This is a genomic window from Mycobacterium shunyiense (assembly GCF_058270075.1).
Genome location: NZ_JBZDPU010000037.1, coordinates 1 through 11,736, shown reverse-complemented (window position 1 = coordinate 11,736; position 11,736 = coordinate 1). Strand labels below are relative to the sequence as shown.

The 11,736-nt window shown below is 66.5% G+C and carries 10 protein-coding genes; 3 read left to right on the top strand and 7 right to left on the bottom strand.

The window, feature by feature from the left end; all coding sequences use genetic code 11:
• Positions 1-71: 71 nt before the first annotated feature.
• Entirely contained in the window at positions 72-998 is a 927-nt protein-coding gene (locus AC4ELH_RS29530; protein WP_498888380.1) for an NADP-dependent oxidoreductase, read from the top strand.
• Positions 999-1,031: 33 nt separating this feature from the next.
• Entirely contained in the window at positions 1,032-1,232 is a 201-nt protein-coding gene (locus AC4ELH_RS29525) for a hypothetical protein (protein WP_064879886.1), read from the top strand.
• Positions 1,233-1,234: 2 nt separating this feature from the next.
• On the opposite strand, the gene AC4ELH_RS29520 is transcribed toward AC4ELH_RS29525, so the two are convergent.
• The 4 genes from AC4ELH_RS29520 to AC4ELH_RS29505 form a co-directional block, all read right to left on the bottom strand.
• The gene (locus AC4ELH_RS29520; protein ID WP_498888438.1) at positions 1,235-2,851 is read right to left on the bottom strand and encodes a molybdopterin-dependent oxidoreductase; all 1,617 of its coding nucleotides are present in this window, start codon (positions 2,849-2,851) and stop codon (positions 1,235-1,237) included.
• A gap of 79 nt (positions 2,852-2,930) precedes the next feature.
• On the bottom strand, positions 2,931-3,926 hold the full coding sequence (locus AC4ELH_RS29515) for an esterase family protein (protein WP_064879890.1): 996 nt from the start codon (positions 3,924-3,926) through the stop codon (positions 2,931-2,933).
• A 163-nt stretch (positions 3,927-4,089) separates the two neighbouring features.
• Positions 4,090-5,490: a mechanosensitive ion channel family protein gene (locus tag AC4ELH_RS29510; protein ID WP_064879892.1), complete on the bottom strand. Its 1,401-nt coding sequence runs from the start codon at positions 5,488-5,490 to the stop codon at positions 4,090-4,092.
• Positions 5,487-7,640 (bottom strand): adenylate/guanylate cyclase domain-containing protein, encoded by a 2,154-nt coding sequence (locus tag AC4ELH_RS29505; protein ID WP_448447167.1) that lies wholly within the window; start codon positions 7,638-7,640, stop codon positions 5,487-5,489. The genes AC4ELH_RS29510 and AC4ELH_RS29505 overlap by 4 nt, the downstream gene beginning before the upstream one ends.
• 60 nt (positions 7,641-7,700) lie before the next feature.
• Between AC4ELH_RS29505 and AC4ELH_RS29500 the strand changes: the two genes are divergently transcribed.
• Complete coding sequence (locus AC4ELH_RS29500) at positions 7,701-8,138, top strand: DUF1810 domain-containing protein (protein ID WP_448447169.1); 438 nt, start codon at positions 7,701-7,703, stop codon at positions 8,136-8,138.
• Here the strand turns inward: AC4ELH_RS29500 and AC4ELH_RS29495 are convergent.
• Genes AC4ELH_RS29495 through AC4ELH_RS29485 form a run of 3 tightly spaced genes read right to left on the bottom strand, consistent with a single transcriptional unit; the run spans position 8,122 to position 11,664 of the window.
• Positions 8,122-9,423, bottom strand: a complete 1,302-nt coding sequence (locus AC4ELH_RS29495; protein WP_448447171.1) for an alpha-amylase family protein — start codon at positions 9,421-9,423, stop codon at positions 8,122-8,124. The genes AC4ELH_RS29500 and AC4ELH_RS29495 overlap by 17 nt on opposite strands.
• Entirely contained in the window at positions 9,416-9,895 is a 480-nt protein-coding gene (locus AC4ELH_RS29490) for a nucleoside deaminase (RefSeq protein WP_448447173.1), read from the bottom strand. Before AC4ELH_RS29490 ends, AC4ELH_RS29495 begins: the two co-directional genes overlap by 8 nt.
• A 35-nt stretch (positions 9,896-9,930) precedes the next feature.
• Entirely contained in the window at positions 9,931-11,664 is a 1,734-nt protein-coding gene (locus AC4ELH_RS29485) for a tetratricopeptide repeat protein (RefSeq protein ID WP_498888376.1), read from the bottom strand.
• Positions 11,665-11,736 lie beyond the last annotated feature (72 nt).

Genomic DNA, 11,736 nt, shown 5'->3' with positions numbered 1-11,736 from the left:
ATATTACGCCCGGGGTCGGACAGATGCGGGCAGTCCGGAATGTTTTCGGCTGCCGATTCGTCGTAGGCCGTATGAGCAAGGCAGTTCAGTTCGATGAATACGGCGGGATCGACGTCCTGCAGGTCCGTGATGTGCCGCGGCCCGTGCCGGCTGTCGGCGAGGTGCTCGTGAAGGTCCGCGCCGCCGGGATCAATCCCGGTGAGGCCATGATCCGTCGTGGTGCGCTGCACGACCGGTTTCCGGCCACTTTTCCCTCGGGGCAGGGCAGCGACCTCGCGGGTGTGGTGGCGGAGCTCGGGCCGGAGGTGACCGGGTTCGAGGTCGGGGACGAGGTTCTCGGGTTCACCGACGCGCGCGCCAGCCACGCCGAATACGTGGCCGTGCCCGTCACCCAGTTGGCTCCCAAGCCGCCCGCCCTGCCGTGGGAGGTAGCCGGATCGCTGTATGTCGTGGGGGCCACGGCCTACGCCGCGGTACGCGCCGTGCGACTGCAGCCCGGGGACACGGTGGCGATCGCGGGTGCCGCCGGCGGTGTCGGCACCATCGCGGTGCAGCTCGCCAAGCGCGCCGGCGCCACAGTGCTCGGCATCGCCGGGTCCGCGAACGATGACTGGCTGCGGGCGCACGGCGCCATCCCGGTCAACTACGGCGACGCTCTGGCCGCCCGGATCCGCGCCGCGTCCCCGTCGGGGCGCATCGACGCTTTCCTCGATTTCTTCGGCGGCGGATACGTGAAGCTGGCCATCGACGAGCTGGGCGTGACTCCCGAACGCGTCGACACCATCATTGATTTCCCGGCCATCGAGGAGTTCGGTGTCCAGAGTGCCGGAAATGCCGAGGGCGCTGACATCGCGATCATCGCGGAGTTGGCGAATCTCGCAGCCGACGGGGAACTCGACGTGCCGATTGCCGGAGTGTTCGCCCTCGACGATGTCCGGGCTGCTTACACCGAGCTGGAAAAGCGCCATACCAGAGGGAAATTGGTGCTGCAGCCGTGACCGACGGTGCCTGCGCGACGTAGCATCCCAATCATGAACAGGGGATATGTCGTGGCGTTCGCGGTCGGTGTGCTCGTGGCGCTGTTCGGTCTCATCTGGGCGCTACAGGGATTCGGGGTGCTGCAGGGCAGCCCGATGAGCAACACCGTCACCTGGTCGGTCATCGGTCCGATCACCGCGGTGATCGGCATCGTGATCGCGGCTTTCAGCTGGCGCAAGCTCTCGTCGAAATAGCGTCACGCCACGGTGAAGTACACCGTATGCCAGCCGGTGGCGCCGTCGGGCACGGTCGAGGCTTGGTCTGACGTCTGAACCGCCCCGGTGTTGTCGGTGGCCCGCACCGTGATGGTGTGGTCGCCTGGGCCGCTCGCCTCCCAGGGCAGGCTCCACAACCGCCAGGTCTGGTCGGAATAGGCGGCCCCCAGTTGGGCGGGTTGCCATGGGCCGTCGTCGATTCGGACCTCGACGCCGCGGACGCCCCGGTTCTGCGCCCAGGCCACACCGCCGAATATCGTCGGCCCCGCCGGCACCTGCTGGCCCCGCTTCGGGACGTCGATGCGTGACTCGGTCTTGATCGGGGCGCGCGGCGCCCAGCCCTGTCTGGTCCAATAGGCCTCGGCCCGGTCGAAGCGGGTCAATTCCAGATCGGTGACCCATTTGGTGGCCGACACGTAGCCGTAGAGTCCGGCGATCACCAGCCGAGCCGGGTAGCCGTGCTCGACGGGTAGCGGCTGTCCGTTGAGGCCGACGGCCAACAGCGCGTCGCGGCCATCGTTCAGGGCTTCGACCGGTGTGCCCACGGTGAATCCGTCGACCGAGGTCGACAGCAACATGTCCGCGCCCGGGTCCACACCCGCCGCCCGCAGCAGGTCGGCGAGTCGGTAGCCGGTCCACATCCCGTTCGAGATCAGGTCGCCACCAACTTGATTGGACACGCACGTGAGTGTGACGGCCTTCTCGACGGCTTCGAACCGGGCAAGATCGTCGAAGCTGTAGGTGATCTCTTGGGCGACCATGCCGTGAATGCGTAGCCGCCACGCGTCGCGGCTCAGCTGGGGAACGCTGAGCGCGGTGTCGACACGGTAGAAGTCGGCGCTGTCCGTGATGAAACTCGGCAGGGCAACGTTTTTCGGTTGGACGTCAGGCGGAACCGGGGGAGCCGGCACGCGGGGCCGGGGCAGTACCGAGATTTCGCGTTCTGCCGCGACCGAACTCGTCACCCGGGTGACGACGAAACCGAGAAGCCCGGTCGCCGCGGCGAATCCGAGTAGACCGGCGGTGGCCAACCATGTCCTTCTGGAGGTGTCGACGTGCTCGGCTTCAGTATCGGCGTCGGCGTCGGCGTCGGCAGCGGCAGCGGCAGCGGCAGCGGCATCGGCGTCGGGGGTGGTCCAGACCCGCTGCACGAGCAGTCGCAGCGCCGCCACCCCACATGCGGTGCCCACCACCGTGGGCACGATGTCGAGCACTGCTGCGCCGGGCCGGGAGAGGACGGCCGCGCAGGCGATCAGTCCGGCGACGACGAAGATCGCGCTGCCGATCGGACGGTGCCTGGTCTCGTACGTCGCGGCGAGGGCGGCGACGGTGGCGATGACCGCCAGCACGACGACGGCGAGAAACAGCTTGTCCAGGCTGCCCAGGGTTTGAATCACCCATTCCTTGACCGGACCCGGGGTCAGGTCCACGACCGCCGAGCCGACCGCGTTGCGTGGATCGGCCGGTGCCCCAAACGGAATGCCCGCCAGCGTGGCGACGCCGAGCGCGACCGCGGCGGCGGCAACTCCGCCGAGCATGCGCGCGTTCGGCGAGGGCTCGGACGAGGGGCCCGACGAGGACGACGAGGACTGAGTCATCGTCACCCAACCTACTCCGGACACCAGGCAGGGAGCCTGCCGTTAGTGGTGACGACAGGCTCCCCGGGTGGGTGGATCTCTAGGTGGCGGACTGTGCGCCGAGCACCCGCTGGATGTCGGGCTTCATCTGCTGCAGCTGCTGTCCCCAGTAGCCCCAGGCATGGGTTCCGTTGGCCGGGAAGTTGAACACCCCGTTGGTGCCGCCGGCCGCGATGTAGTTGTCCCGGAAGGTGACGTTGGTCCGCAGTGTCAGCCCTTCGAGGAACTGGGCCGCCATCAGGTTGCCGCCGTTGGTCCCGGCGTCGAGGTCCGACGGGGTGCCGGTGCCGCAGTAGATCCAGAGGCGGGTGTTGTTGGCGACCAGCTGGTTGATGTTGACCATCGGGTCATTGCGCTTCCAGGCCGCGTCGGTCGACGGGCCCCACATGCTCTCGGCGTTGTAGCCGCCGGCGTCGTTCATCGCCAGACCGATCAGCATCGGCCACCAGCCCTCGGACGGGTTCAGGAAGCCCGAAAGCGTTCCGGCATAGATGAACTGCTGCGGGTGATGGATCGCGTAGGTCAGCGCCGCGCTGCCCGCCATCGAGATGCCGACGACAGCGTTGCCGGTCTGCGACACGCCGCGGTTGGCGGCCAGCCAGGTGGGGAGTTCCTGCGTCAGGAAGGTCTCCCACTTGTAGGTGTAGTCCTGACCGTTGCCCTTCGAGGGCTGGTACCAGTCGGTGTAGAAGCTGGATTGCCCGCCGACCGGCATGATCACCGACAGGCCCGAGTCGTTGTACCACTCGAACGCCGGGGTGTTGATGTCCCAGCCGTTGAAGTCGTCCTGGGCGCGCAGGCCGTCGAGCAGATAGACCGCATGCGGTCCGCCGCCCTGGAACTGCACCCGGATGTTGCGGTTCATCGACGCCGAGAACACATCGAGGTACTCGACCGGCAGCCCCGGACGGGAGAATGCGCCAGCGGTCGCCGAACCTCCTGCGATACCGATCAGCGCGGGAAGTGTGGCTGCGGCCATTGCCCCGGCCGCCAGTCGACGCGTCCACGCTCCGCGAATCTTGTTGAGGAACTTCATAACGGCAACCAACCGTCCTTTCTGCACGTATCTCAAGCAGTTTGCCGCTTGTCTCCGGTAGTGAAACATGTGCCACATCAGTCACACGCGTAACAACACCGGTCGCGCAGATCGCGGTTTACTAACGGTTGGAACTCGGCGCCGAGACCCTTTGCCTGGAGGCTCAGCGTCCGGCCGTGGTGAGCGCCTGCTTGACGGTGGCCCGGCGCTCCTCGATCGCCCGGCCGATGTCCTGAAGCAGCACCGGCTTTCGCGCCACCAGATCCTCGATGCAGTCGCGGTCGAATTGCGCAACGGTGACCTCGGTCAGCGCGTATGCCGTGGTGGTGACCGGTTCTCTGGTCAGAGCGGTCTGCCCGAGAAAGTCGCCCTGTTCCAGGGACAGCACCGGGACGAACAGGTCGTCCGCACCGGCCACGGCCAACTGCACCGTGCCTGCGACGATGAAAGTCATGCGCTTGGGAACCTGCCCGACGACCTGGATGACCTCGTCCCTGCCGTAACGGGTGAGCCGGGCGTGCGGGAGCAACTCGCCCTGGTCCTCCGGGCTCAGGCGCAGCGTCGGTGCGATGAGACGCAGCGTTTGTTCGACGCGTTCGGTGGTCGCGAACTCGTCCTCGGCCTCGTCCAGGTGCAGACCGGCCCGCCGCGAGGCGTACCAGGTCCAGCGAAGGAAGGTGGATCTGGCGGAGAAATCGTCGGCGGGGGAATGCAGCGGGATCTGGGTCTTGTACTGCAATGCGCCGGCCGGGACCGTGGACACCGTGCCGTCGGTACGTAGCTGGGGCAGTCGGCGGGCCACCTCGTTGAGCACGCGGCAGACTTCGTCGGGGGCGTCATCGACGGCGAACACCGTGATCACCGTGATGGTGTGCGCACCGAGCGGGCGGCTCAGGTTGGTGAATGATGCTCCGGCCAGCACGGAGTTCGGGATCACCTGCAGGCCGCTGCCGGTGTCGATATGTGTTGCGCGCCAGTTGACCTCGACGACGCGTCCGCGCGCCGACGGCGCATCGACCCAGTCGCCGAGTTGGAACGGCTGCTCGAACAGCACGAGAAGCCCGGAGATGATCTGGCCGACCGAGTTCTGCAGGGCCAGGCCCAGCACGATAGAGGAAACACCGAGGGCGGTGAAAAGCCCACCGATGTTGGCGCCCCAGATGTAGGCGAAGATCAAGCCGATACCGATGGCGATCAGTGCGAACCGGGCGACGTCGAGGAAGATCGACGGAATTCGTTTGCGCCAGCTGCCTTCCGGTGCACTCTGGAACAGCGTCGCGTTGAGTCCGGACAGCAACAGCACCAGCACGACGAACCCGAACACCGTCGAGACGATCCGCACCGGCGTGGCTTCTCCGGAGATCTGCATCGCCTGGATCAGCAGGATCAGCAGCGCACCCAGCGGCAGGATGTAGGTGCGGACCAGGTGAACCGGACCGGCCAGGAAGCTGCCGCGCCGGCGCAGTGCGTTTTGCAGTTCGGTGAGCAGAACCAGGCAGACCGGAAAGCCGACCGCCACACCGACGGCCCAGTAGAACCACGGAGCGTCGAGCACGCCGCTCATCGTCGGTCCCGCAGCTGCCAGATCGGCTCGTCTGCCCCGTCGACCTGAACAGTGCCCGCCGGCTCGAGATCGCGGGTATCGCCCATCACCTCGAACACCCGCTCGGTCACGTACACGCCCGGCTGCGGTGAGCCGCGTTGAACCCGGTAGGCGAGGTTGACCGCCGAACCCCACATGTCGTAAGCCAGGTTGGAGCGTCCGACCAGGCCGCTGCTCACCGCGCCGGTATCGATGCCCGCACGCAGCTCCAGCTCGGTCCCGGCCTCGGTGTTGAACCGTTCGATGATGCGCTGCATTTCGAGGGCGAAGTCGACCGTCCGCCGCACATTGTCGAGCCGCGGCACGCTCAACCCGGAGCTGGCCCAATAGCCGTTGCGTAGGGTGCGCACCCGTTCTACGCCGAGATCATCTGCGGCGGCATCGAATTGGTGCACCAGGCGGTTGACGATGGCCAGCGCTTCCTCCGATGGCATCTCGGAGGTCAGCTCATCCAACCCGATCGTGTCGGCGAACAGGACCGTCACGTTGTGGTGGTCCTGCGCGATGGTCTCCTCGCCGTCGCGGTAGCGCTGCACGACCGACTCCGGCATGAGCGTGCGCAGCAGCCGGTCGTTCTCCCGGCGCTGCTCGGCGAGCAGATCTTCCTTGATCGCCAGGTTGCGGCTCATGTCGTTGAATGCTGTTGTCAGATCACCGAACTCGTCCCTGGATTGCACGGGAAGCGACACGTCGTAGTCGCCTGCGCCGATCTGTTGGGCGCCGGCCTCCAGCCTGCGCAGTGGCCGGACGAACAACCGGGCCAGCATCATCGCCGCCAGGCACACGATGAAGGTGATGACGACGGTCGACAACACCAGGGTGCGGGTGAACGTCGCCACGGGCGCGAAGGCCTCCGCCGTGTCGATCTTGGCGATGATCGACCAGTTCAATCCGTGCAGCGTCACCGGTGCGTAGGCCTGCAGCGTCTCGTTGCCCAGGTAGTCGTCCTCGATCACGGTCCCGGTCTGACCGCGCAGGGCGGATCGCGTGGCCTCCGTCTCGACCGGCTGCACCAGCGTGGTTCCGTGCTGACTGAGCGATTTCTGCGCCACCGCCGGCGGTGTTCCGGCGTCGATGACGTCGCGTTCGAACTTTTGCGGATTCTCCAGGAACAGACGTGAATCCGACCTCATGAGACCATCGGGACCAACCACGAAGGTCTCGCCGGTGGTGCCCATCCCGGCGGTTTCCCACTGCTTGTCGGCCGTCATGAGCCGGTTGATCTTGGAAATCGGGAATTGCAGGGCCAGCACTCCCTCGACCCGACCGGGTGGGCCCACCGGCGCCATCATCCAGGCCGTGGGCTCATCGGCCGGTTGGTAGTCACCGAAATCGGTCACCCCGACATAGTCGACGGTGTTGGACGCCAGGGTCTTCTCGTAGGCGTCGCGCAGCAGGCTCTGCCGGTACGGCCCGGTGACGATGTTGGTGCCCAGGTCGATGCCCTTGTACGCGGTGTAGACCACGTTGCCGGCGGTGTCGAGCAGCAGAGCATCCTCGAACTGGAAGCGTTCGACGATCTCGCGGAAGTAGTCGTTGAACCGGGCGTTCGCCGCGGACCAGGCACTGCCGTCACGGGCGTCGTCGACCCTGATCGACTTCTCCGGGTCGGCGACCGGTGCCGTGTAGTTCGCCTGCAGATATTTCTGTGCGTTGGAGGTGGGCAGTAGCCGGGCCACATCCACGGTGTCACCGGTCTGCTTCTGTTCCACCGGCTTGAACTGGTCGTTGTAGTAGTCGACGATCGACTGCCATTGCTGTGGGTTGATCGTCGAGTTGCCGAGCTGACCGAATGCGCTGGAGAATGCCTCGACGGCCTCGACCGTCGTCGTTCCCCGGGTGTAGACGATCAGGGAATCCTCGAGGTCGGCGAACTTCGACTCCAGCTGACGTGTTTGCGATTCCCGGACCTCGGTCAACCGGTCGAACACCGACTGACGAAGCGATGACCTACCGGACTGGTAGCCGATGGCGCCGACGACGGCGGCGGACAGGATGCTGGTCGCCAGCAGCATCACCAGCAGCTTTGACTGAATGCTGATCCGGGACATGACGCGTCGACGCACAGTCCTGGTGGGAGCGACGCGCTCGGCGGGGGCTGTTGTAGTCATTGAATCCCGAAGATTAGCTTGTCACGATGTATTGCGTGAGGCTGCGCGACAAACTTGGTCATGACTGATCAGTTGGACTTGCAGAGATTCGTCGACGCCCAGGCCGGCGTCTATGCCGACGTTTGCGCCGAGTTGCGGGACGGCCGCAAGCGCAGTCACTGGATCTGGTTCGTCTTCCCCCAGCTGCGCGGGCTCGGCCGGAGCTCGACGGCTGCCCACTACGGCATCGCGTCGGCCGAGGAGGCACGTGCGTACCTGGCCCACTCGACTCTGGGTTCGAGGCTTCGGGAATGCGCTCGGCTGGTGGCGCAGGTCGAGGGGCGCACAGCCGAGCAGATCTTCGGCCGGCCGGACTGCCTGAAGGTCCGCTCCTCCATGACGCTGTTCGCCGCTGTTGCCGATCCGGCCGACCGCGCAGATTTCCAGGCCGTGCTCGACAAGTTCTACGACGGACTCGGTGATCCGAGGACTCTCGAAATGCTCAGTGCGGCTGAATGATCAGCCAACCGTGCGGAGGAACTTCCGTCTGGCTCAGGTCGTCCTGGGGTGGTGCACCCGACCCCGCGATCACCCGACCCGATGCCACTCCGAGGTCGGGCAGCGACAAGAGCAGCGGTGCATCGCCGATGTTGAGCGCGACGATCAGCGATTCGGGACCGGCGGCGGTCCGGTAGACGTACTGCGTGTTGGTCAGTAGCAACGGTGACGTGGTCGCGGTGTGCAGCCACGGATGCCGTCGCCGCAGCCCGATCAGATACTGATGCAGTCGCAGCGCATCGGAATCCTCTGGTGCCGTGGTGAATTCCGGCCGCACGGCATCGTCGCCGCCGCGCCGCTCCTCCTTGACGCCGCGGTAGGCCGACTCGTCGCCGGCATAGATGCTCGGGGTTCCTCCGACCGTCAGCAGCAACACCAGGGCATGTTCTAGGTGCGTGGCATTCTGCAACTGGCTGGCGATCCGGGTCACGTCATGATTGCCCACGAAGGTCAGCGGTACGAACGTGCCGAGAAAGTCGTTGTGCCGCTTGAGTCCCCAGTCCAGTTCGTGGAAGTTGCCGTCGTTCAGGCTGCTCCAGATCGCCTTCCACAGTTCGTACTGGGTCACCGAGTCGAAGGTGGAGGCGTCGACGGTCGCGGCATAGTCACCGTGGATCACCTCACCGACGAACCAGGCGTCGGGGAACTCGCGGCGCACCGACGGCAGCACCTGCGCCCAGAACCGGTCGGGTACCGCGTACGCCGCGTCGAGGCGCCAACCGTCGGCGCCTCGGCTCAGCCAGTGCCGCAACACCGAGGCGGTGTGGTCGACCACCGCGGGCTCGTCGTGGTTGAGCGCGATCAGCTCGCCGTGTCCTTCGAACGTGTCAAAACCGTTGCCACGGCGGCGAAACCAACGGGACGCGGGGTGGTCGGGTCCGCCGTCGAGCGCCTGCCGGTACTGGGCGAATTCGGTGCCGACATGGTTGAACACCCCGTCGAGCAGGATGCGCAGCCCGCGCCCTCGGGCCTCGGCAACCAGGTGATCGAAGTCCTCGTCGTCACCCAGGCGCGGATCGATGCGGAAATGATCGGTGGTGTCGTAGCCGTGGGTGCGCGAGGAGAAGATCGGTCCGAGCGCGACGCCCGAGGCGCCGAGTTGCACGGCGTGATCCAGCCAGCCGACGATCCGGCGTAACCGGTGCTCGTCGGCCGACGGCGGCGGGTCCGCGGGGAACGCACCGACGAAACCCAGGGGATAGATCTGCCACCAGATGGCATGTGCGATCCACGCGGGCTCAGTCACGAAACTTCGCCGCGTACAGGTCTTTCATGGTCTCGGCCAGTTCGGTGGCCGGCCCGTCCACGTCTACACCAGGAGCCACGGTGGTGATGGGCAGTGGTGCCACCGGTCCGGCCGGGACGCCCCATTCGGCGAGCCAGCCGCTCAGCTGGGCCGAGGACGTGGCGTAGACGATGCGGCCGAGACCGACCCAGGCGTGCGCCGCCGAGCACATCGGGCAGTGTTCGCCGGAGGTGTACACCGTGGCGCGGGCCCGGTCCTCGGGTTTCAGATGCTCGACGGCCCAGCGGGCGATGGCGAACTCAGGGTGCTGGGTGGCATCCCCGTCCTTGACCCGGTTGCGGTCGGCGAACACCGTCGTCCCCGCCTCGTCGACCAGGATCGAGCCGAAGGGCTCGTCGCCGTCCTCGAGTGCTTCACGGGCCAAATCGACACATTTGCGCAGCTGACCGAGGTCGTTCTCGCTGATGGCCACGAGGCGAGTTTACGCCGGTGCCGACCTCGGGCAGCTCACGCGCCGCCACAGCAGGGATCTGCCACGTCGAGGCGGCAGGCGCAGGAGGCGCGCACGGCAACGTCGGCCCGTGCCCGCGCCAACTCCAGTTGTTGGCCGATGATGGCGGCCTCGGCGTCGCGGCCGAGCCGACGGAGACACTCGTGGTAGCCGTGCAGGCTCCACACGTTGTTCGGATGGTGGCTGGACCGGCTGAGCGTCGGATCGAGGCCCAGGTCGGCGGCATAGACTCCGGCGGCCTCCTCGACGTGGCCCTGCTCGAGCAGCAGTGCGCCGTAGGCGTGCCTTGTCGGTTGCATCCAGCCCCACGGTTCGTCGTAGGGCAGCGCGTCGTCGAGTTCGATGGCCCGGCGCAGATAGCCGAAGGCAGTGTCGTAATCGCCGTCGCGATAGGCGATTTCGCCGTTGAGCATCTGTTCGGCGATGGCGAGGATGTCCAGGCTGGTGTTGTTGAACAGGTAGCGCGAGTCGGGAATGCGCGCGTAAGCCGCCACGAAGCTGTCCCGTTCCGCGCGGGCCTGCTCCACCTGCCCGGTCGCTGCGTAGGCGACGCCCCGGCCGTAGTGGATCGTCGCGGTGGTGGTGCAGTACAGCTCGGGATCGGCGGGAAGAGGTTCGGCGATCAGATCGTTCCAGCGGCCGAACCGCACCAGCACGTGCACCCGCAAGGGGACGAACGCCTCCAGCCAGTCGGCCATCGGAGGTGAGGCGACCGAGAGCACCGCGGGGGTCAGTTGGGCGGCCAGTTCCTCCGCCGCGTCCAGCGCGATCTGCGAACTGCCCTCGAACATGGCCGAATACACCACGAAATGCAGGTCGTGGGCACGGTAGAGCGAATAGAAGTTGAGTGCACCTTCGCGTTCGACGAACTTGCGGTCGGCGTGTACCGCGGCGAGGTTGGCCGTCACCGAACTGCGGTAGTCGCCGCACAGCACGTCGATGTGGCTGGCCATGTGTTGCAGGTGTCCGGCATCGGGCACCAATCCACGCAACAGATCGGCGGCCGGCAGCGCGGCCTGTGGTGTCGTCGACATCTCCATCGCGTGGATGTAGAGGTGCAGCACCCCTGGGTGTTGCCGCCCGGCCGCGGTCGCCAGCGCGACGTCGAGGATCCGTTTGGCCTCCACCACACGAGATCCCGGGGCGGGCTCACCGGTGCGGCCGTCCCACAATGCCCATGCGGTCACGTTCAGTAGGGCATCGGCGGCCAGGGTCTGCACATCGATGTCGTCGGGATGGGCCACGGCCATGGCTGCCATCGCATCGGCGTAGTCGGCGTGCCCGGCCGCCAGGGCTTCATCGTCATCGGGGTCGGCGGTCGGAAATCGCTTCTGCAGCGCGGAGATCAGGTCGCGTTCCAGCGTCGATGCCCGGCCGGTCGCAGCGCGCTCGAGTTCGGCCCGGGCCCGGGTCAGCGATGTGCTCAGATCGGCGGGGTCGAATGCGTCCCAGGCCTTGTTGTAGTTGGGGCCGACGGCGTAGGCGATACCCCACCGGGCGAGGGCGAACTCGGGGTCGAGTTGCAGGGCACGCTCGAAGCACCGGATCGCCTCTTCGTGGTTGAAGGCGTACGACCAGACCATGCCGCGGTCGAACCAGACCTGGGCCGGTGGCGAAGGGGTGTCCGTCGGCCGGTGATAGGTCCCGAGCCGGTAATACGGTTCGGTCTGGGCGGGATCCGTCACGAGGCTGACGCTACCCGGGTGGCTCGACACCGGCGTGCCGAACATGTTCTAGTGTCCCGAGTCGTTAATTCGGTCTCGTTTGTTATTGTGGGCCATGGCGACTCGGGGTCCTGCTGC